This is a genomic window from Mesorhizobium sp. (assembly GCF_041661565.1).
Taxonomy (GTDB): Bacteria; Pseudomonadota; Alphaproteobacteria; order Rhizobiales; family Rhizobiaceae; genus Mesorhizobium.
In genome coordinates, this window is record NZ_JBAZUD010000019.1 from 25,215 (window position 1) to 46,028 (window position 20,814).

A 20,814-nucleotide genomic window follows, 5' to 3' on the forward strand; every position below is an offset into this window, starting at 1 on the left:
ATCAGACGTGAAATGACAGACCTGCTTTCCGGTATCCGTGTCCTCGACCTGACAAATGTTCTGGCCGGGCCCTATTGCGCCTATCAGTTGGCACTGCTCGGGGCCGACGTGATCAAGGTGGAGGCGCCGAAGGGCGGCGACTTGGCGCGGCAGCTCGGCGGTTCGGAGAGGCTCAACAGCGCCGGCATGGGCGCCTCGTTCCTGGCGCAGAACGCCGGCAAACGATCCGTCGTGCTCGACCTCAAGAACCCGTCCGATCGCGAACGTTTCCTCGATCTGGTCGCCAGCGCCGATGCCCTGGTGGAAAATTTCCGCCCCGGCGTTATGGAGCGGCTGGGACTTGGCTTCGAGGCGCTGAAGGCGGTCCGTCCCGGCCTTGTCTATTGCGCGATATCGGGTTTCGGCCAGACCGGGCCGATGCGTGACAATCCAGCCTACGACCAGATCATCCAGGGCCTTTCGGGGATCATGAGCATCACCGGCACGCCGGAAACGGCGCCGCTGCGCGTCGGCTATCCCGTGGCGGATACGCTTGGCGGACTGGTGGGCGCGTTCGCGATTGCCTCGGCACTGGTTCGGCAGAAGACAAGTGGCGAAGGCGCCTTTCTCGATGTCTCGATGCTCGAATGCACGCTCTCGGCGCTCGGCTGGCCGGTCTCCAACTATCTGACCGCTGGGATCGAACCACGGCCGATGGGCAATGAGAACATGACCGCGGCACCCTCCGGCGCGTTCCGGACCGGCGATGGCCTGCTCAACATCGCCGCCAACAAGCAGGAGCAGTTCGTGACATTGTGCCGGCTGATCGGACGGCCGGACCTGACCGCCGACAGCCGTTTTGCCGAGCGCGAGGCGCGCAAGCTCAATCGCGCGGCCCTTACGCTCGAGATCGAGGCCGCGCTGACGGGCGCTTCTGCGGCGGTCTGGGAGGAAACGCTCACTCGTGCCGGCGTGCCCGCGGGCAGGGTGCTTACGATCCCGCAGGTGCTGGCCGAGCCGCAAGTGCTTGAACGCCAGGTCACCCAGGATTTCAGCGGCGTGCCCGACATGGACGGGCCGCTGACCGTTTTGCGCGGCGGCTTCATGGTCGATGGCAAGGCCCCGCTGCCGACAATGCCGCCGCCGGCGCTGGGCCAACACATGGACGAGGTGTTCGGCGGTTTGCCGCCCCGCGCCAATGCAAAGGCCCGGGCATGACCGACACCCCGAAGACCGGACGTGAGCGCGGCGAGGAATGGTGGCGGACCGATATCATCGAGATGCGTCCCGGCGTCATCCGGTTGCGCGGCTACGAGATCCAGGATCTGATCGGCCGCGCCAGCTTTCCGGCCGTCATCTGGCTGATGCTGCGTGGCGAACTGCCCAGCGAGGACCAGGCGGCGCTGCTCGGCATTGCCCTGGGCGCGGCCGTCGACCACGGTCCGCAAGCGCCGTCGATCGCCATCGCGCGCATGGCGGCGACCTGCGGCGTGGGCATCAACAGCGCCATGGCGTCGGCCATCAACGTGCTGGGCGACGTTCATGGCGGCGCCGGGGAACAGGCGCTCTCCTTCTATGGCGACATTGCCGTGATGCTCGACGAGGGCGCGGTGCTGAACGATGCGGTATCGATGCGCCTCGACCGCTTCTTCGCCGAGGATCAGGGCTATGTGCCGGGGCTCGGCCATCGCTTCCACCCGGTCGACCCGCGCGCGCCGCGCCTGTTGGAACTGACCCGGGAGTTTGCGGCGCGGGGCGTCGTCGCAGGACGCTTTGCCGACATCGCCGAGGCGATCGAGGCTGACGTGGCAAGGCGCAAGGGCAAGAGGATACCGCTCAACATCGATGGCGCCACCGCCGTGATCTACGGCGAACTCGGCTTTCCACCGCCGCTGACGCGCGGGCTATTCGTGCTGTCGCGCTCCGTCGGCATCCTCGCGCATGCCTGGGAACAGTCGCAGCAGTCGGGGCGTAACAAGGGTCCGCTGCCACGCGAATGGCTGTGGGCCTATACCGGCGTGCCAGTACGGCCAGTCCCCGGTGCCGATGATGTCGTCGAGTGAGGGCTGATCTCAGGCAGGGGGAGCCGGTGCGGGCCGCTCGATCGTCAATGTCTTCACCAGCGTGGAGAGATCGGGTTCGTCGATGAGGGTGGCCGCGTCGGCCGGTGCAAGCCAGGCCCGCTGGCGGCGGTTGCCCTCCTGCCAGTTCTCCAGTTCCTCGCTTACCTCGAGCAGGTAGACGATGACGTCTACACGGGCAAAGCGGCTGGCCAGCCGTTTCCAGTAGGAGTAGGTGCCCGCCGGCTCCTTCAGCGTCTTGCCGAGCACGCCGGCTTCCTCCCGCGCTTCGATGGCGGCGGCCTTGCGTCCGCTCTTGCCCTTCATGGGCCAACCCTTGGGAACGATGAAACGCCTGGTCGTTCGGGACGTGACGAGCATCACCTCGATATCGCCGCGCGCGTTCAGCCGGAAGGGAACGGCCGCCACCTGGCGGATCCTCTCGCCCTTCTTCGCCTTGCACACCGCCTTTTTCTTGGTAACCGCCATTCAATGATCCAGTCGACGGGATGCCGCATACCGCGCCACGCCATCGTTGCAAAACCAAAATTTTCGCGTGTACCGAAACGCACGCCAATTACATAAGTCGGCTAAATAAATGAAATATGCCTGGATGTCAGCGGCAAAAGCCTGGATATCAGCGGCAATTGGTTACGGCGGTGGTACCGATTATCTGCGTCCGGCAACTTGGTTTCAGCGCCGGCACCTCCGGCCTGGGCGGCGGCACGATCTGGCGGTCCTGCGCACGATACTGCTGCTGCTGCTGCTGGTATTGCTGCCGCTGTACCCTGTTTTGCAGGATCTGCAGGTCATTCTGCTGGATCAGCGCGTTGCCGGTGGGGGAATTGAGGACCTGCGCGGAAGCGGACACGCATACGCCCGCCAGCGCGGTCAGGGCCAGCAGTGCCGTTGCGGAAATTACCTGTCGAAGGACTGACATCGTTTGCTCACGCGAGGGAAAATCATATCTCATTGATATAGGGCGCCGGCGCGGCGATGCCATGGTCAGGGCATGGATTGCGCCAAGATTGGTTTGCCATCTCCAAGTCCGGCGTCGCACGGCGGATTACCGTCATATGACGACTATCAAACATTACAGGCTTTGCTACGTGTCGTAGCGTAAGTTTTCTGTTCCATCCCGAATAAGTTGATGTACTCTGCCTAAGTCAGCTCTCCGAAGTGGGGATTCCGATTCGCTGGCATCAATGCATCGAGCTTATTTTGGAAGTGCAGGCCGTCTTGTTGCGTGGGGCAGACAATAGCGGTGGGGCTGACTCAAGGAGCGATTGAGGGCGGCCACCGTAGGGGGTACGGGCATGGCTTCGTCGTCAGAACGCATTGCTGGGCGCCGGTCTTTTGGATCGGCTGGCCTGGAATCAAGCAGGTCCCGTTCGATCGAACCCCCCCGCCAAGACGGAGCGACGCCACAAAAGGATGGCGCGGCGCGGGCGAATCCTCGGGTCGCCATCTTGCCAAGACGGCTGGTGCTCCTGCTCGGCGCGACCGCACTGGTGGGACTTTCTCCCATTTCGTCCGGTAATGTTAACGCGCAGCTCTTGATCAATGGCAACGGCGGCAACGGTGGCAACGGCAGCGGCTATGACGGTGACGGCGGTCACGGTGGTTTGGGTGGCAACGTATCGCAAGTCAACAGTGTCGATCAGACCGTTACCGCGCCGGCTCCGCCCCTCACGAGCGCCTTCGATGTCACGGCCGACGGTGGCAATGGCGGTAGCGGTGGATATGGCTTTCTGCTTCTTGTAGGCAATGGCGGCGAGGGTGGCAACGGCAACAACGCTGGAAGCGCTACGGCCACAAATACCACCTCCACGCTGTTCACGGACGGTGATTTGCATCACGGCATGGTTGCAACGGCAACCGGCGGCAGAGGCGGGAATGGCGGCGGCAGCGGTGGTCTCATTTTCGCGGATGAGGGCGATGGCGGAAGTGGCGGTGCTGGTGGTACCGCCAGTGCGACCGCCACTATCTCGAGCATAATCGAGACCACCGGCACAAATTCGATCGGTATACTCGTCGACGCAAGCGGCGGCGATGGCGGCACGGGCGGCAATGCCGTTTCGGCCGGATACGCCAATGCCGGCGAGGGTGGCAATGGCGGCAGTGCCGGCACGGCCACCGGCAGCAACGCCGGTTCAGTCACGACTTCCGGGTCGTTTTCCTACGGCATGCTTGTTCGCTCTTCAGGCGGCAAAGGCGGCGACGGAAATTCAACTTCGACACTTTTCGCGGGCTCCGGCAGCAATGGTGGAACTGCAACCCAAGGCGGCAGCGCTTCGGGGGACAATTCCGGCTCCATCACAACCAACGGCGACTCCGCCAGCGGACTGGTCGTCCAGTCGATCGGCGGTGCCGGCGGTGATGGTGGAGGCGCTTTCGGCCTCTTCTATGCTGGCGGCGGGTCCGGCGAGAACGGAAATAATGGCGGGCAGGTCACCGCGACAAATACCGGCAAGATAACGACCTCTGGATCCAACGCAATCGGTATGCTGGTTGAATCGATCGGCGGTGGTGGCGGCAACGGCGGCGGCGCTGGGAGCGTTTTCGTTTCCACTGGCGGCAGGGGAGATGGCGGTGGCAATGCGGAAAACGTGATTGTCGGCGTCGGCGGCGAAATCAGGACGGGCGGGGACAACAATGGCGGCGATGGCTCGATAGGCGTCCTGGCGCAATCGGTCGGCGGCGGCGGTGGCAATGGCGGCTATGCTGTTGCGGTAGGAAGCTCCGTGGCGGCAGTCGCGGTAGGCGGCGGCGGCGGCACCGCCGGAAATGGCCTCAGCGTGACCGCCAACCAGGCTGGAGCCGGCGTTATCGTGAGCACAAACGGCCGGTCAGCGATCGGAATGCTCGTGCAATCGGTTGGCGGCGGCGGCGGCAATGGTGGCGGCGCGATCGCTGCCGGCGGCATCGCTTCGGTTGCCGTAGGCGGCTCGGGTTCAAAAGGTGGCGACGGCGGCGAGGTGCACTACACCGTCGGTAATGCCGATGTCACAACCGGTGGTGCCGATTCGGCCGGTGTGGTCGCACAGTCGGTCGGCGGTGGCGGCGGCAATGGTGGCTTCTCGGTCAGCGTTTCCCTCGGCGTCGCCGTCGGCGTGGGCGGTGGCGGCGCTGCCGGTGGTAGTGCCAAGCTGGTGGATGTCACCAGCGGCGGTTCGGTCAAGACCTCTGGCGACCGCTCCGCGGGCTTCATCGCGCAGTCGATCGGCGGCGGTGGCGGCAATGGCGGCTTCAACGTCGCGGGCAGCCTCGGCGCTGCGATCGGGGTTGGCGGAAGCGGGTCCAAGGGCGGTGATGGCGGTCAGGTGTTTTTCCGCACGGTGGCCGACGGCCTCCAGAAGATCGAAACGCACGGAGTCGATTCGACCGGGTTGATCGTGCAGTCCATTGGTGGCGGCGGCGGCAATGGCGGCTTCTCGGGAGCAGTCGGCGTTGCCGCGGCGGTCTCGGTCGGCGGCAGCGGATCGGGCGGCGGCAAGTCGATGGCCGCAGACGCCACTTTTAACGGCACAGTCGATACGTTCCAGGATCGGTCGGCGGGCATCATCGTGCAGTCGGTAGGGGGCGGCGGCGGCAATGGCGGCGGCGCGTTCACAGGCAGCTTCGCCGTTTCGGTCGGCATTGGCGGCGCTGGCGACGTGGGTGGCACCACCAGCACGGCCAAGTATACGTCGAACACCACCACCATCACCACGCGCGGCAACGATTCCGCTGGCCTTATCGTTCAGTCAATCGGCGGCGGCGGCGGCAATGGCGGCTTCTCGGTAAATCTCTCGGCGGGGGTTGCCGTCGGTGTCGGCGGCGGATCAAGCAAGGGCAGCAATGGCGAACGCGTCGATCTCGACGTCAGTAGCGCCACAATCGTCACTGGTGGCGACCGCTCGATTGGCGTTCTTGCCCAGTCGATCGGCGGCGGCGGCGGAAGCGGCGGCTTCTCACTTGCGGGATCCCTGGCCGTTTCAGTCGGCATTGGTGGTAAAGGCGCCGGCGGCGGCAACGGTGGCGAGGTCGTCGCCACGATACATGGCGGCAGCATATCGACTTCAGGCGAATATTCCCATGCCTTTGTCGCTCAATCCATCGGTGGCGGCGGTGGTGCCGGAGGATCGACAATCTCGGCCGGGCTGGGTGTCAATGTAGGTGTTGGTGGTAACGGAAGCGTCGGCGGTATCGGACTCAACGTGACCGCTTCGAATGGCGCCGAGTTGAAAACGGACGGTATTTTTTCGCACGGCTTCCTGGTGCAGTCCGTGGGTGGTGGTGGTGGCTCGGGCGGGTTCTCGATCGCGGCCGGTGTCGGGCCAGCTGTATCCGTCGCGGGCAGCGGCGATGGTGGCGGTAGCGGCGGCGAGGTTCGTGCGACCAACACCAACAACATTACGACGCGCCAATATGGATCGATGGGCCTTTTCGCCCAGTCGGTGGGCGGCGGCGGTGGCGATGGTGGCTTCAGCTATGCCGTCGGCACGACGGCGGCCGTATCGGTTGGCGGCGGCGGCGGAAAGGGCGGTGACGGCAAGTTGGTCGACGTCACCAACACCGCCAACCTCATCAAAACCTATGGTGGCCTTTCGCATGGCATCCTGGCCCAGTCGGTGGGTGGCGGCGGCGGCAATGGCGGTGCCTCCAACTCCGTTGCGGTTGGCCTTGCGGCCATTTCCGTGTCGATCGGCGGTGGTGGTGGTGGGGGTGGTGTCGGCGGCAACGTCATCGTTCGCCAAACCGGGGATATCTCGGTGTATGGCGGCGGCTCCAAGGGCATCTTCGCACAATCGGTCGGCGGCAATGGCGGCAGCGGCGGCGATGCTTTCGCTTTGTCTGCGGCGGCAAACATCTACCCCTATCCGGCAGGCGCGTTGTCTGTGGCTGTCGGTGGAGCCGGCGCTGCAGGTGGTAATGGCGGAACAGTGGAGGTGACCGGCAACGGTCACATCGCATCGGTGGCGAATCCTGAGGTATCGGGCAGTAACAATCCGGACAACGGCGGCGGCATACTGGCGCAATCGGTTGGCGGCCGCGGCGGCGACGGCGGACGCAGCCGCACCTATTCCGGCAGCTTTAGCCCCACGGTCAGCATCAATCTGGGCGCCTCCATCGGCGGCAAGGGCGGCGGCGGCGGCATCGGCAACACGGTGACCGTGAATTTTGGTCTCAACGATCCGTCCAGTACGATCGTGACAACGGGCAACAATTCGCATGGCATCCTGGCGCAGTCGGTCGGCGGCGGCGGCGGCAATGGCGGCGACTCCATGGCTGGCGCCGGCGGCCTTGGCGGAACCGTCACCGTCAATGCCACGGTAACGGTCGGCGGCTGGGGAGGGTCCGGAAACACCGGCGGCACCGTCAACGTGAACAATGGCAGCAAGATCACCACGAGTGGCAATACCAGCAACGCTATCCTTGCCCAGTCGATCGGCGGCGGCGGCGGCTCCGGCGGCTCGGCCAGCGGCACGACGGCATCGGTCAGTACGGGCTCGAACGTCAACGTCAACGCCAATGTGGCTATCGGCGGTCAGGGGGGCGACGGAAACAATGGTGGCGCGGTCACCGTCATAAACTCCGGCATACTTGAAACGTCTGGTGATTTCTCCAATGGCATCCTTGCCCAGTCGATCGGTGGCGGCGGCGGTGCCGGCGGCTCGGCGGATGCCAAGGCGCTCAATCTCGGCGACAGCGAAGGCACCACGGTCGACGCGAACCTCGCAATCGGCGGCGGCGGCGGTGACGCTACCGGAGATCGCGATCACGACGGGGTCACCAACCAGGCGGAATGGGGGACCTACGCGCTCGGGCCGGACAGCGGCAGCAGCGGCATGAAGGTGATCGTCGACAATTCAGGCAACATCCATACGCATGGGTATGGATCGGCCGGTATCGTCGCGCAGTCGGTAGGCGGCGGCGGTGGCGTCGCAGGAGCCGCGGCGGCGGGCAGCGAGGGCAAATATGGCGGCAGCGCAACCGTTTCGGTCGGTGCGGGCATCGGACTGGCGGGCGGCGACGCTGGCAATGGAGGCGAGATCCAGGTCACCAACTCCGCCAAGATCAACACGGATCTTGATGAATCGAACGGCATGACCGCAAGTTCCGTCGGTGGCGGTGGCGGTATCGGCGGTGCGGCATCGTCAGGTGTAGAAGCCGAATATGCGATCGGCGGTTCCGTGGGTGGTTTCGGCGGTGCTGCGGGCCTAGGCGGCTTTGTTCACGTCACCAACACAATCACTGGTGAAATCCGCACCCTTGGCAATCGGTCGGTCGGCATCTTCGCACAATCGATCGGCGGCAGCGGCGGCGCTGGCGGCGGTGGCGAGAGCCGAGGATCGGGCGACACGCTAACTGTGAACCTGGTCGTGGGCGGCTTTGCTGATGGCGGCGGCACTGGCGGCAGCGTCATCGTTGAAAATTCGGGCGTCATCACGACCGGCACTCTAAATCTCTTGACCGATGCGCGCACCGGTCACGGGTCGCACGGCATCCAGGCCCAGTCCATCGGCGGCGGCGGCGGCAGTGGTGGAGCGGCGGGTACCACCAGCGAGGAAGCGGACTATCAGATAGCCGCTTCTCTCAGTGGCAAGGGCGGCAAGGGCGGCAAGGGCGGCGATGTAACGGTCACCAACAATGCGACGGGCACCATAGTGACCGCCGGTGACAATGCGGACGGGATTTTCGCGCAGTCCGTCGGCGGTGGCGGCGGGTCGGCGGGCGCAGGCAACAGCCAAGCCAAGGGTGGCGATACGACCGTGACCTTGCAACTCGGTGGAACAGGTGCGGGCGGTGCCGACGGCGGCACCGTGCGCGTCACGAACTACGGAAACATCACCACCTTAGGCGTCATGTCGCACGGCATCTTTGCGCAGTCGATCGGCGGCGGCGGCGGTGCGTCGAGTTCCTTAACTCAGGCTTCGGACGGCAGCACAGCCATTGGCATTCAATTGGCGCTCGCCGATACGATTGGCCCCAACAAGGTGGTTGGCGCCGGTGCGAATGGCGGCGATGTCTACGTTCATCACAATGCGGGCACCATCAACACATCCGGCGCTGGTGCAATCGGCATCTTCGCTCAGTCGGTCGGTGGCGGTGGCGGCTTTGGCGGTTCGATGACCAATTCGTCCGAAGGCGACAGCTCTTACTCGCTTCAGGTTGGCGTGAACGGTGGCTTCGGCGGCAAGGGTGGTTATGTCGAGGTGTTGGTCGCCGGCGACATCCACACCACGGGCGCCTTGGCTCATGGCGTGGTCGCGCAATCCGTCGGCGGCGGCGGCGGCATGGGCGCAGATGCTTCCGGCAAGGCCAAGGTGTCGTTGGGCGTTGGCGGATTGGGAGGCGACGGTGGCGACGGTGGCAACGTCTATGTCGAGCGCACAGGTACGATCATCACCGAGGGGACGGATTCCATCGCCATTGTTGCACAATCGGTGGGCGGCGGCGGCGGCATTGGTGGGACCAGCTTCGGTCGGTTCGCAACCAGTGACGACGGCGACGGCCCCGATGGATTGACCTTGGAAATGCTGGACGGCTCAAAAGGCGTCGGCGGCACGGTCACTGTCATCCAGACCGGGGAGATCGAAACGACCGGTCTGCGTTCGCACGGCATCGTCGTGCAGGCGGTCGGTGGCGGTGGCGGTATAGCGGGCGGCCTCAACAAGGGTGCCGGCTCTGCCGGCGGTATTGGCGATGCCAATGCGGCCGCGGCAACGGCGAACAGCCAGATCGTTGTCTTTGGCGCGGAAAGCTATGCGCTGTTCGGCCAGAGTGCGACCGGCCAAGGCAATTCCAGCGCAGTCACACTGACAGCAAAGTCCAATCTGTTCGCGCAGGGTGCGGATTCTGTGGCTGCCTATGGCGAAAGCACGGCCAAGGGCAACAAGGGCAACATCACCATGAACCTGAATGGCCAGTACACGATTGGCGGCGCGGCGACCGGTGTCGCAGCCATGCTGGTCGGCGGCCAGGACAACACGGTGAATAACAACAGCCTGTTGTACGCTATGGGGGCCAACCCGACATTCAGCGTACTCCCGTCGAATATGGCGGCATTCAGCGCGTCCCTCCTCGCTCCAGGGCCCGTCGTGCCCACGGACGCAATCCTCGAAACCCTGCTCGACGATTTCAGCCCGCTGTCGATCTCCGGCACATCTGGCAACGACAAGGTCAAGAACCAGAAAATCGATGCCGACCATCTCGGCCGCGTCATTGGCAACATCGACCTCGGCGGCGGCACCAATGAGTTCGACAATTTCGAAAACTCCTCGATGGTGGGTCTCAAGAGCATCAATCTCGGCTCCGGCGGCCTGTTCAAGAACCAGGGCCTGATGACGAACCAGGGTATCGGCGTGGTTGCCACCGTGGACATTACCGGCGGGTTCACGCAGATGGATACCGGTGATTTCGTCACTGACATCGACCTCAACAACCAGATCACCGATGCGTTGACCTTGACCGGAGCTGGCAATTTCGACGGCACGGCGCCGCTCAACTTCCTGTCGATCGACAAGCTCTTCACCCAGTATGTGTTGGCGACGGGTTCATCGATGGTCGATAATTACCTGACGCCGCAGACGCTGTATCCGGCGGTCGGCTTCAACTTCCAGACCAAGGTTGTCGGCGGAACCGATCTTGTCCTCTATGCCGACAACCCGACCTTCCTGGAACTTGCCCAGGGCCCTGGTTCCGGCACCACGGATCCCGGCGTCTATCAGATGGCCCAGTATCTCGATGACGTCGAGGCCGCGTCCACCCCGGACAATCCGATGGCGCGGCTGATCAACATGCTGCGCTTCTCCCCCACGGAGGAGGAACTGGGCGCCGCACTGACACGGCTGACGCCGCATTACGCCGTGCACACGTTCGACATGATCAACCGCGAAGCCGACATCATGCTGGAGACGGCCCGCGAGTGCACCGGCGTTCCCGCCTACAAGAACCCCGACGGCCGCTGCATCTGGGGAACGATCAGCCCGCAGGCGGAATACAGCCGCGACGCCGGCGCCGGGACGACCAGCCGCGACGACATCTTGAAGACGATGTCGCTCGGCGGGATCAGTGAGATTGGACAGAACTGGTCGCTGGGCGCCACCATCGGCCGCACGGAGTTCGACTCGAAGATCGATTTCAACGGGGCACGGCTGTCGGAAACCACCGGCGAGGCCTGGCAGGCTTATGCGCTGGCAAAATACGCCAACAAGAACTACTTCATCGACTTCGCGCTGGGCGGCGGCACCGGTTCCTTCGAGGGCGAACGCGACACCCATATCGACCCGGTCGCCTTCATTCCCGGTGAAATGCTGGACGGTAAATACCTTGACGAGGAGTTGCTGCCGGGCGTCGGCGACAGCGTCACCTACACGCAGAGGACAGCGCAATTCGGCGGCTCGGCGCGGCTTGGTTTCACCCAGCAGATGGGGGCGTTCTACCTGCAGCCGACCGTGCAGTTCGATGCACGCTGGTTGCGTGTCTCCGGCAAGGAAAAGGGCTCGGGCACGGCGGAGGAATCGGTTGCCGCCTTCAACTTCGACGGCTCGGCCAACACGTACTATTCGGCGACGCCGGCGCTCGAACTGGGCACCGACATCCCGCTCAGCGACATTGCCAGCCTGCGTCTCTACGGAAAGGCCGGCGTCGAGTTCTCCAACAAGGAATGGGAGATCGAAGGCCGCTTCGCGGCGGCGGAGAATTTGCCGGGCAACCCCGCATTGCACTTGACGGAAGCCGTGGATTCGCCGCTCTATCGCGTCGGCGCCGGTATCGAACTGAACGGCGTCAATGGCGTCGGCATGTCGGTCCGGTACAACGGCGCCTTCGGCGAAACGGTGAAACAGAACGCGGTCAGCGCCTCTCTCAAGGTCAGCTTCTAGGCTGGCCCGAGACTGGGCGGGAGGGGTCTTGATGTCTAAGTACACGTATGTTGTCGCAATGCTGGGTTTGGCCTGCATTGCCGGTTCGCCGGCCATGGCGGCACAGAGCAAGAGCGACAAGGCGGTGGCGGCGCCCGCCGCCAATGCACCGCGGCTGCCGGGCGGCGCTTCGGCGCTGTCCGAAACCCATGGCGACTGGACAGTCAATTGCCAGATATCGGGCACGAACAAGACCTGCAGCCTGTCGCATCAGCAATTCAACAAGCAGACCAACCAGCGGCTGCTGGCGATAGAACTGACGAGCAAGACCGGCGACGATGCCACCGGTACCCTTGCCTTGCCGTTCGGCCTGGCGCTCGCCAAGGGCATCAACCTGACGATCGACGACCAGAAGCTGGACGGCAGCCTTCAGTTCAACACCTGCCAGGTCGTCGGCTGCCTGGTGCCGGTGGCGTTCGACGCGAATGTCACGCCGCTGCTCAAGGCGGGCACCACGCTGAAGATCGACGCCTTTGCCGCCGACACCGGACAGGCGGTGAGTTTTTCCATCCCGCTCAATGGTTTCAGCGGTGCGCTTGGCCGAACCGCCGAGCTTCTGGCCGACTGACGATCGAGGCGCGACCCGGCACGCCGCCTGGCAGCAGCGGTGGTGAGCGGGCCGGGCCGGCTGCTCAAACGACGATGGTCTGCAATCGTTTGGCAATCAGGGTGGCGAGCCGCGCCGCCACCTCGTCCTTGCTCATCTCGGGCCATTCCTCGACGCCGGCCTTGGACACGATCCGCACCCTGTTGCGGTCGCCGCCCATCACGCCCGACGCACCGATGCCGCTTTCGCGCGACACGTCATTGGCGACGATGAAATCGGCGCCCTTCCTTGCCAACTTGGCCTCGGCATTGCGCAGAAGGTCCTGGGTCTCGGCGGCGAAGCCAATGACAAGGCTGGGCCGCAGCTTGTGGTGGCCAACTCCGGCGAGAATGTCCGGGTTTTCCACCATGCGCAGCACGGGAGGGCCTTCGCCCGCCACTTTCTTGATCTTCTCGCCGGCCGCGTTCTCGGTACGCCAGTCGGCGACGGCGGCGACGAACACCGCCGCGTCAGCGGGCAGTAACTGTTCGACCGCATCGCGCATCTCCCGCGCTGCTTCGACATGGACGGTCTGCACGCCGGCGGGGTCGGCGATCCCAACCGGCCCGGAGACGAGGTGCACATCGGCACCGAGCCGGGCGAGAGCCGCCGCGATGGCGTGACCCTGCTTGCCCGATGACCGGTTGGCGATGTAGCGCACGGGATCGATCGGCTCATGCGTGGGCCCGGACGTAACGATGATCCTGCGCCCGGAGAGCGGCTTGGGACCGGCATCGAGCAGCGCCTCGATCGCGGCGACGATCTGCAGCGGCTCGGCCATGCGGCCTTCGCCCGCCTCGTTGCTCTCGGCCATTTCGCCCCTGGCAGGGCCGACGAAGGCGACGCCGTCCTTCTGCAGGGTCGCGCGATTGCGGCGGGTGGCCGGGTGCGCCCACATCCGGGGATTCATCGCCGGCGCCATCAGCACCTTCTTGTCGGTGGCAAGGAGCACGGTGGAGGCAAGATCGTTGGCTAGGCCATTGGCAAGCTTGGCCATCAGGTCGGCGGTGGCTGGCGCCACCACCAGCAGGTCGGCGTCGCGTGACAGCCTGATATGGCCGACATCGTGCTCGTCATTGCGGTCAAACAGCTCGGTGAAGACATGGTCGGCGGAGAGCGTGCCGACCGACAGCGTGGTGACGAATTCCTGCGCGGCTGCAGTCATCGCCACCCGCACCGCAGCGCCGCGCTCACGCAGGCGACGGATCAGGTCCAGCGCCTTATAGGCGGCGATGCCGCCGCCGATGATGAGCAGGATACGCTTGCCGGAAAGCGTGCCCCGCGGAAAGATCTTGCCTGCCGGGGCGCCAACCAGGGTCGCCGCGCCGTGCACGTTGGTCAGTTCGCGCAGTGTTTTCTCGATCTGGTCTATACGGCCCTGACCGATCTGGCCGTCAACAGCGGCCCGGATCATGACCCGCGCCTGTTCTTCCATGGACCTGTTATTCTCCGCCGCCAGGCGGCGCAGCAGCTCCTTGACCTCATCGTCAAGGTTGCGAATGGTGATGCTGGCCATTTGATTGCACTCTACATGCGATTGCTGATGGCAATGATAGCAATGCAATCAAATCACTGCAAGTTTCGAAACAGGAGTCCCGGCTCGGCGCTAGATGATCTTCCAGGCGATATAGACCAGCGTCAGCGCGATGACCCACAGCGCCACGCGGCCGGAGCGGCTGTAGCGTGCTTCGGCCTTGCCGATTGTCCGCGCGGTGGTCTCGTCGAAGCGCAGACCGTGCTCGGCCATCAGGTCTATCTCGCGTGACAGCCGCTCCGCTCGCGCGGCAAGCTCGGGGACCTGCCGGGCGAGCGTGAACAGCGCCTTGGCGCCGTCCCGCGCATCGATCATCATGCCACGCGGGCCAAGATTGCCGGCGATCCAGTCACCCACCACCGGCTCGGCCGTCTTCCACATGTTGAAGGCTGGGTCGAGCGTCCGCGCCACGCCTTCGACCACAACCATGGTCTTCTGCAGCAGGATGAGTTCGGGGCGCGTCGCCATGTCGAAAAGTTCGGTCACCTCGAACAGCAGGGTCAGAAGCTTGGCCATCGAAATGGTCTCGGCCGGCTGGCCGTGGATCGGCTCGCCAATGGCGCGGATCGCCTGCGCGAAAGCCGCGACATTGTGCTGGCGCGGCACGTAGCCTGCCTCGAAATGAACTTCCGCGACGCGCAGATAGTCGCGCGTGATGAAGCCGTAGAGAATCTCGGCGAGGAAGCGGCGCTCCTTCTTGCCGAGCCTTCCGGCAATGCCGAGGTCGACGGCGACGATGGTGCCGTTCGCCTCGACGAACAGATTGCCCGGATGCATGTCGGCGTGGAAGAAGCCGTCGCGCAACGTGTGGCGCAGGAACGACTGGATGAGATTAGCGGCGATCGCCTTGAGGTCATGGCCGGCGGCTTCGAGGCCGGCGATGTTGTTCATCTTGACGCCGTCGACCCATTCCATGGTCAGCACGTCACGACCGGTACGCTCCCAGTCGACGGAGGGGACGCGAAAGCCCGGGTCGTCCCTGGTGTTCTCGCCAAGCTCGGACAGTGCCGCCGCCTCGAGGCGCAAATCCATCTCGATCTTGGTGGTCTGGGCCAGCGTCTCGGTGACCTCTACCGGCCGCAGCCGGCGCGACGAAGGGACGTATTTCTCCTGCAGGCGGGCGGCGAGGAAATAGCTTTCAAGATCCTGAAAGAAGCGGCGGCGCACGCCCGGCCTGATGACCTTCACCGCCACCTTGGTTGCCACGCCCTCCTGCATGGTTTCTGCGGCATGGACCTGGGCGATGGATGCGGCGGCGACGGGATCGCCGAATTGCATATAGAGGTCGCCGATCCTGCGCCCGAGCGAGGCCTCGATGGCAGCGACCGCTTCCACCTTCGGGAAGGTGTGCATCTTGTCCTGCAGCATGGCGAGATCGAGCGCCATGTCGTTGCCGACAACGTCCGGTCGCGTCGCCAGGAACTGGCCGAGCTTGACATAGGATGGTCCGAGCCGGACCACCGCCTTGGCCAGCCGGTCGCTGCGCTCATAGGCCAGCGCGCGGCGGCGGGTGAACAGCCGCGCCAGCCGCCAGCCGAATTTTGGCAGGCCCGACAGTTCTTCGCCGGGAAGCGCTGCGACGACGCCCTCGCGCACCAGCACCCAACCGGCCCGTACGAGCCGAAATCCAGCACTGATGGTGCTCATGGCCGCGCCTGTCCCGCCGGTTTCATCAACCCGCCCACGCACCATCGAGGCTGAGAAAAGCGGCGCGGCCTCAAAGCTTCCAGCCCGAATGCAGTGCTGCGATACCGCCGGAATAATTGCGGAAGGAGACGCGCTCGAAGCCCGCGCGCGTGATCATTGCGGCAAAATTCGCCTGGTTGGGAAACCTGGCGATCGATTCGACGAGATAGGAATAAGGCTCGCCGTCGCCGGTCACCATCTTGCCGATCCTGGGAATGGCGTTGAAGGACCAGGCCTCGTAGGCCTTGTCGAGCAATGGCATTTCGACTTCGGAAAATTCGAGGCACAGGAACCGCCCGCCCGGCTTCAGCACGCGGAACGCTTCACTGAGTGCAACATCGATGCGCGGCACATTGCGGATGCCGAAAGCGATGGTGTAGGCGTCGAATGTGGCGTCCGGGAAGGGCAGTTCCTCCGCATTGGCCTCGACGAAATCAGTGTTGCCGGACAGGCCTTTCTTCTCGGCGCGGTCGCGGCCGACGGCGAGCATCGAGCCATTGATGTCGAGCACCGTGGCATGGGCCAGGCCGTGGCTCGCATCGACGATGCGGAAGGCGATGTCGCCCGTGCCGCCGGCGACATCGAGGACCTTCCAGCCCGCACGCTTGGGAGGATTGAGCCAGGTGACCATGGCATCCTTCCACAGCCGGTGCAGGCCGGCCGACATCAGATCGTTCATCAGGTCGTAGCGGTTGGCGACCTTGTGGAAAACATCGTTGACCAGGGACTGCTTCTCGCCTTCCCCGACACGCTTGAAACCATAGGAGGTTTCCATGCCGCCAGCGGCCGTGGTTCTCTCAACTGACATTTTTTTGATCCGTCATAAAACCGGCGGGACCATAGCCGATCGATGGTGCGGGCGCTATTGTTTAAGGCGCGGTGTTCAGCCGCGCTTCCAGGTGGTGGGTTTTCAAGACCTGGACTGACCGACGGGATGTTTGAATGCCTTTGAAAGCGGAACTGCACTGCCACATCGAAGGGGCAGCAGCGCCCGAACTCGTCATCCGCCAGGCGCAGAAATACGGTAAGGACACCTCGCCTTACATTCAAAATGGCTCATTTGTCTGGCATGATTTCACGTCTTTCCTCGCCGCTTACGACTTTTCCTCCGACCTGTTCCGGACCGAGGAGGACTATGCGCGGCTGGCCGACCATTATCTGACCAGCCTGGCCCGTGACGGGGCAATCTATTCCGAAGTCTTCACCTCGCCGGACCATGCAGCCAAGGCCGGCCTGTCGCCCAAGGCCTATACCGACGCGCTGGGTGAAGGCATGCTCCGCGCCAAGGCCAAGACCGGCATTGAGGGGCGCATGATCGTCACCGGCGTGCGCCATGTCGGCGTCGAGTCGATCGAGCAGGCGGCGCGCTTCGCAGCGCGCTGCGGGCATCCGCTGGTCACCGGCTTCGGCGTCGCCGGCGACGAGCGGATCGGCGAAATGGAGGATTATGTCAGGGCCTTCGAGATCGCCCGCGAGGCTGGGCTCGGCATCACCGTCCATGCCGGCGAACTGACCGGCTGGGAGACCGTTGAGGCGGCCCTCGACCACATCCGTCCGTCCCGCATCGGCCATGGCGTGCGCGCCATCGAGAATCCGGACCTTGTCCGGCGCATCGCCGACGAAGGCATCGTGCTCGAATGCTGTCCCGGCTCCAACATCGCGCTCAAGCTGTTCGACAGTTTCGCCGATCATCCTTTCCCGGCCCTGCGTGCGGCCGGCTGCAAGGTGACGCTCAATTCCGACGATCCGCCCTATTTCTGGACGTCGCTGAAGCGGGAATACGACATCGCAGCCGAGCATTTCGCGATGAACGAAAAGGCGCTTCTCGCCGTCACCAGAACCGCCATCGAGGCCGCTTTCGTCGACCGCAAGACGAGGACGGCGCTTCTCGCCCGGCTGAATGGCGCGGCACGCTGAATTTCGCCCGACAAAGCTGTGGTCGGGGCCGCCAGGCGGTTCCTTGGCCGGCGCATAGACGCTAGGGTCGTTCCAGCAGCCTGAAGCGCGTTCGCGCGCCGGGCGACACGCACCAGGAGAACACCATGAAGGGCGTCACCGTCGTCGACCATCCGCTTGTCCAGCACAAGCTGACCATCATGCGCAAGAAGGAGACGTCGACGGCCGGTTTCCGGCGGCTGCTGCGCGAGATCTCGCTGCTGCTCGGCTATGAGGTCACCCGCAATCTCGAACTGACCACGACGACGATCGAGACGCCGATGGAGACGATGGAAGCGCCGACGCTGGAGGGCAAGAAGCTGGTCTTCGCCTCGGTGCTGCGCGCCGGAAATGGGCTGCTCGAAGGCCTGCTCGACCTGGTGCCGGCGGCCCGCGTCGCGCATGTCGGCCTCTACCGCGACCACGAAACGCTGGAAGCGGTCGAGTATTTCTTCAAGGCGCCGAGCGATCTCGCCGACCGGCTGGTCATCGTCGTCGATCCGATGCTGGCGACCGCCAATTCGGCGATCGCCGCGATCGACAAGTTGAAGGAGCGCGGCGCCACCAACATCCGCTTCCTTTGCCTGCTGGCGGCACCCGAAGGCATCGAGCGTTTCACCAAGGCGCATCCGGATGTTCCCGTCTTCACGGCCTCGATCGACCGCCAGCTCAATGAGAAGGGCTACATCATGCCGGGCCTCGGCGATGCCGGCGACCGCATGTACGGGACAAAGTAGCGCCAAGGCAGGTTTGCCCGGCGTGATTTACCAATTGTTTACGCAAAGGCGCGGTATCGGCGCGCGTTAAAGCGGCGGACACCAAGAATCTCTAGGGATGGCCTGTCACGAAGGCCTTCCATGCTGCGCAGACTTCTCATCCTTGGCACCATCGCCGGCACGTCGGCATCGATACCGATCGTGTATCAGTCGAACCCGCAACTGCTCGAGACCCTGCTGAATTCGCCGATGGCAAGCAAGGCGGTGGTCGAGGTCAAGCCGGATGTCGACCTGGCGTCGAGCCCCGACAAGTTGGCCACGCCGCCGCTCGGCCGCAAGGTCGTCGTCGCGGCGGACGAACGCGGACATTTTGTCTCGACTTTCAGGCTCAACGGCCGCCAGGTCGACGCCATGATCGACACGGGTGCGACGCTGGTCGCCGTCAACAGTTCCACGGCGCGCAGAGTGGGCCTGTCATTGAATCCGTCCGATTTCAGCCATGAGGTCAGTACAGCCAACGGAACGATCAAGGCGGCCGTGGTGATGATCAGCCGGTTGCAAGTCGGTGGCATCACCGTCAACGATGTGCAGGCCATCGTGCTCGACGACAAGGCGCTGCGGACCAACCTGATCGGCATGAGCTTCCTCAACCGGCTCGGCAAATACGAGGCCCAGAACGGCACGCTTTTGCTCGTCCAGTAGGGCAGGGGCTCTCAGTGCACGGAAAGCTGTTCCAGGCATCCCCTGGCATTGATCATCCGCGCGGCAGAATCCGCCGGATGACCGACCTGTCGGCGGCCGGTTTCGAAGCACCGATGGCATAGGCCGAAAGCACGGCGGCAGCGGCAGCCTCCGCGTCCGATTGCGAGCGGGCGTGGACAAGCGCCAGCGGTTCGCCGGCCCGAACCTCGGCGCCGATCGGCAGCAGCCTGGTGATGCCGACGGCCGGATCGACCTTGTCTTCCGGCCGCGCGCGCCCGCCTCCGAGGCCGACAACCGCCAGTCCGATGTCGCGCGTGGCTATGCCAGTGACGAAGCCGTTCGCGTTCGCCTTGACCGCAAACTCCGTTGCCGCGACCGCCAGGTACTTCTCCGGCCTTTCGACGATGTCGGCCGGACCTCCAAGCGCCGCCACCATGCGGCCGAAGGTGGCGGCGGCACTGCCGCTGGCGAGCGTCGCCGAAGCGCGCCGCATGCCGTCCTGGTTGGACGATGCCAGTCCCGCCGTCTGCAGCATTTCGGCGGCCAGTGCTAGCGTCACGTCCTCCAGCCGATGGTCGCGACGGCGGCCGGTGAGGAAATCGACGGCGTTGCGCACCTCGACGGCGTTGCCGGCGGCCGAGGCCAGCGGCTCGTTCATGCCGGTGATCAGCGCCGAGGCCTTGAGCCCGGCGCCATTGGCGATTTCGACCAGGCTGTTGGCAAGCGCGGTGGCGTCGCGCGACTTTTCCATGAAGGCGCCGTTGCCGACCTTGACGTCGAGCACCAGCGATTGCAGCCCGGCCGCCAGTTTCTTCGACAGGATCGACGCGGTGATCAGAGGCACGGATTCAACGGTTCCGGTGACGTCGCGGATCGCATAGAGCCGGCGATCGGCGGGCGCGAGGTCGGCGGTCTGGCCGATGATGGCGCAGCCGGTCTCGAGCACCGCCTTGCGAAACAGCGCGACATCGGGCTGGCTGACATAGCCGGGGATGGCGTCCATCTTGTCCAGCGTGCCGCCGGTGTGGCCGAGGCCACGGCCGGAAATCATCGGCACATAGGCGCCGCAGGCGGCAACGATCGGCGCCAGCATCAGCGAAACATTGTCGCCGACGCCGCCCGTCGAATGCTTGTCGGTGATCGGGCCGGGCAGGTCGGACCAGTCGAGTACGTCGCCCGAATCGCGCATCGCAAGCGTCAGCGCCACCGCCTCGTCGCGGTTCATGCCATTGAAGAACACGGCCATGGCAAAGGCCCCGACTTGGCCATCGGAAACCGCGCCCGATGTCACGCCGCCGACGAAGGCGGCGATCTCCGGCGCCGACAGCCTCAGGCCATCGCGCTTGCGGCGGATGATTTCCTGGGGAAGCATCAGCCCTCCAGCAACCCGTCGCAAAACAGCCGCTGCAGGATCGTCGCCAGACGCGCGCCGCCGACCGGCGCCATGTCCTTGGTTTCCTGGTGCGAAAGCTCTGCGCCGGTCATGCCGGCGGCCAGATTGGTGACCACCGAGCAGGCGGCGATGCGCAGGCCGAGGAAGCGGGCGAGGATGACCTCGGGCACGGTCGACATGCCGACGGCGTTGGCGCCCATGACGCGTGCCATGCGGATTTCGGCCGGCGTCTCGAAGCAGGGGCCGGAGAACCACATGTAGACGCCCTTGTGAAGCGTGGTGCCGGTCGCCCTGGCTGCTTGTTCGATCGCCGCG

At 64.7% G+C, this 20,814-nt stretch carries 14 protein-coding genes and 1 pseudogene; 8 read left to right on the forward strand and 7 right to left on the reverse strand.

Annotation, left to right across the window (positions count from 1 at the left end):
- Window positions 1–12 precede the first annotated feature (12 nt).
- Both WC739_RS05700 and WC739_RS05705 read left to right on the forward strand, forming a co-directional pair.
- Window positions 13–1,197: a CaiB/BaiF CoA transferase family protein gene (locus WC739_RS05700; protein ID WP_372952041.1), complete on the forward strand. Its 1,185-nt coding sequence runs from the start codon at window positions 13–15 to the stop codon at window positions 1,195–1,197.
- Window positions 1,194–2,042 (forward strand): citryl-CoA lyase, encoded by an 849-nt coding sequence (locus WC739_RS05705; RefSeq protein ID WP_372952042.1) that lies wholly within the window; start codon window positions 1,194–1,196, stop codon window positions 2,040–2,042. The genes WC739_RS05700 and WC739_RS05705 overlap by 4 nt, the downstream gene beginning before the upstream one ends.
- A 9-nt stretch (window positions 2,043–2,051) precedes the next feature.
- Here the strand turns inward: WC739_RS05705 and WC739_RS05710 are convergent, their stop codons facing one another.
- On the reverse strand, window positions 2,052–2,528 hold the full coding sequence (locus tag WC739_RS05710; RefSeq protein ID WP_372952043.1) for an NUDIX hydrolase: 477 nt from the start codon (window positions 2,526–2,528) through the stop codon (window positions 2,052–2,054).
- Between the two features lie 109 nt (window positions 2,529–2,637).
- On the opposite strand from WC739_RS05710, the gene WC739_RS05715 reads away from it, so the two are divergent.
- Window positions 2,638–2,976: a hypothetical protein gene (locus tag WC739_RS05715; protein WP_372952044.1), complete on the forward strand. Its 339-nt coding sequence runs from the start codon at window positions 2,638–2,640 to the stop codon at window positions 2,974–2,976.
- 439 nt (window positions 2,977–3,415) lie between these two features.
- Here WC739_RS05715 and WC739_RS05720 read toward each other — a convergent pair whose 3' ends face one another.
- Window positions 3,416–3,895: a hypothetical protein gene (locus WC739_RS05720; RefSeq protein WP_372952045.1), complete on the reverse strand. Its 480-nt coding sequence runs from the start codon at window positions 3,893–3,895 to the stop codon at window positions 3,416–3,418.
- A gap of 6 nt (window positions 3,896–3,901) precedes the next feature.
- Here WC739_RS05720 and WC739_RS05725 point away from each other — a divergent pair, with 6 nt between their 5' ends.
- Both WC739_RS05725 and WC739_RS05730 read left to right on the forward strand, forming a co-directional pair.
- Entirely contained in the window at window positions 3,902–11,908 is an 8,007-nt protein-coding gene (locus tag WC739_RS05725) for an autotransporter outer membrane beta-barrel domain-containing protein (protein ID WP_372952046.1), read from the forward strand.
- A gap of 31 nt (window positions 11,909–11,939) precedes the next feature.
- A complete protein-coding gene (locus WC739_RS05730) occupies window positions 11,940–12,515 on the forward strand; it encodes an invasion associated locus B family protein (protein WP_372952047.1) in 576 nt (191 codons plus the stop codon).
- Window positions 12,516–12,579: 64 nt separating this feature from the next.
- On the opposite strand, the gene coaBC is transcribed toward WC739_RS05730, so the two are convergent.
- The 3 genes from coaBC to ubiE all read right to left on the reverse strand — a co-directional run bounded on the left by coaBC (window position 12,580) and on the right by ubiE (window position 16,561).
- On the reverse strand, window positions 12,580–14,049 hold the full coding sequence (coaBC, locus tag WC739_RS05735; RefSeq protein WP_372952048.1) for a bifunctional phosphopantothenoylcysteine decarboxylase/phosphopantothenate--cysteine ligase CoaBC: 1,470 nt from the start codon (window positions 14,047–14,049) through the stop codon (window positions 12,580–12,582).
- A gap of 90 nt (window positions 14,050–14,139) precedes the next feature.
- On the reverse strand, window positions 14,140–15,714 hold the full coding sequence (ubiB, locus tag WC739_RS05740; protein WP_372952049.1) for a 2-polyprenylphenol 6-hydroxylase: 1,575 nt from the start codon (window positions 15,712–15,714) through the stop codon (window positions 14,140–14,142).
- A 70-nt stretch (window positions 15,715–15,784) separates the two neighbouring features.
- Window positions 15,785–16,561, reverse strand: a complete 777-nt coding sequence (ubiE, locus tag WC739_RS05745) for a bifunctional demethylmenaquinone methyltransferase/2-methoxy-6-polyprenyl-1,4-benzoquinol methylase UbiE (RefSeq protein WP_372952050.1) — start codon at window positions 16,559–16,561, stop codon at window positions 15,785–15,787.
- Between the two features lie 134 nt (window positions 16,562–16,695).
- Between ubiE and WC739_RS05750 the strand changes: the two genes are divergently transcribed.
- The 3 genes from WC739_RS05750 (at window position 16,696) to WC739_RS05760 (ending at window position 19,106) form a co-directional block, all read left to right on the forward strand.
- Window positions 16,696–17,670 carry an adenosine deaminase gene (locus tag WC739_RS05750; protein WP_372952051.1) on the forward strand — a complete coding sequence of 325 codons (975 nt, stop codon included), beginning with the start codon at window positions 16,696–16,698 and terminating at the stop codon, window positions 17,668–17,670.
- Window positions 17,671–17,795: 125 nt separating this feature from the next.
- The gene (upp, locus tag WC739_RS05755) at window positions 17,796–18,425 is read left to right on the forward strand and encodes a uracil phosphoribosyltransferase (protein ID WP_015315749.1); all 630 of its coding nucleotides are present in this window, start codon (window positions 17,796–17,798) and stop codon (window positions 18,423–18,425) included.
- Between the two features lie 120 nt (window positions 18,426–18,545).
- Window positions 18,546–19,106 carry a TIGR02281 family clan AA aspartic protease gene (locus WC739_RS05760; RefSeq protein ID WP_372952052.1) on the forward strand — a complete coding sequence of 187 codons (561 nt, stop codon included), beginning with the start codon at window positions 18,546–18,548 and terminating at the stop codon, window positions 19,104–19,106.
- A 52-nt stretch (window positions 19,107–19,158) separates the two neighbouring features.
- Here WC739_RS05760 and deoA read toward each other — a convergent pair whose 3' ends face one another.
- Window positions 19,159–20,478 carry a thymidine phosphorylase gene (gene deoA / locus WC739_RS05765; RefSeq protein WP_372952053.1) on the reverse strand — a complete coding sequence of 440 codons (1,320 nt, stop codon included), beginning with the start codon at window positions 20,476–20,478 and terminating at the stop codon, window positions 19,159–19,161.
- Window positions 20,478–20,814 (reverse strand): annotated as a pseudogene (locus WC739_RS05770) (purine-nucleoside phosphorylase); the annotation flags it as partial. The gene deoA and the pseudogene WC739_RS05770, both read right to left, overlap by 1 nt.

Bases quoted from the DNA above. Each gene is read 5' to 3' on its own strand.
- WC739_RS05700 (WP_372952041.1), top strand. From the start codon at position 13: ATGACAGACCTGCTTTCCGGTATCCGTGTCCTCGACCTGACAAATGTT.
- WC739_RS05705 (WP_372952042.1), top strand. From the start codon at position 1,194: ATGACCGACACCCCGAAGACCGGACGTGAGCGCGGCGAGGAATGGTGG.
- WC739_RS05710 (WP_372952043.1), bottom strand. From the start codon at position 2,528: ATGGCGGTTACCAAGAAAAAGGCGGTGTGCAAGGCGAAGAAGGGCGAG.
- WC739_RS05715 (WP_372952044.1), top strand. From the start codon at position 2,638: ATGAAATATGCCTGGATGTCAGCGGCAAAAGCCTGGATATCAGCGGCA.
- WC739_RS05720 (WP_372952045.1), bottom strand. From the start codon at position 3,895: ATGCAAATCACCGTCCGTGAACAGCGTGGAGGTGGTATTTGTGGCCGT.
- WC739_RS05725 (WP_372952046.1), top strand. From the start codon at position 3,902: ATGGTTGCAACGGCAACCGGCGGCAGAGGCGGGAATGGCGGCGGCAGC.
- WC739_RS05730 (WP_372952047.1), top strand. From the start codon at position 11,940: ATGTCTAAGTACACGTATGTTGTCGCAATGCTGGGTTTGGCCTGCATT.
- coaBC (WP_372952048.1), bottom strand. From the start codon at position 14,049: ATGGCCAGCATCACCATTCGCAACCTTGACGATGAGGTCAAGGAGCTG.
- ubiB (WP_372952049.1), bottom strand. From the start codon at position 15,714: ATGAGCACCATCAGTGCTGGATTTCGGCTCGTACGGGCCGGTTGGGTG.
- ubiE (WP_372952050.1), bottom strand. From the start codon at position 16,561: ATGTCAGTTGAGAGAACCACGGCCGCTGGCGGCATGGAAACCTCCTAT.
- WC739_RS05750 (WP_372952051.1), top strand. From the start codon at position 16,696: ATGCCTTTGAAAGCGGAACTGCACTGCCACATCGAAGGGGCAGCAGCG.
- upp (WP_015315749.1), top strand. From the start codon at position 17,796: ATGAAGGGCGTCACCGTCGTCGACCATCCGCTTGTCCAGCACAAGCTG.
- WC739_RS05760 (WP_372952052.1), top strand. From the start codon at position 18,546: ATGCTGCGCAGACTTCTCATCCTTGGCACCATCGCCGGCACGTCGGCA.
- deoA (WP_372952053.1), bottom strand. From the start codon at position 20,478: ATGCTTCCCCAGGAAATCATCCGCCGCAAGCGCGATGGCCTGAGGCTG.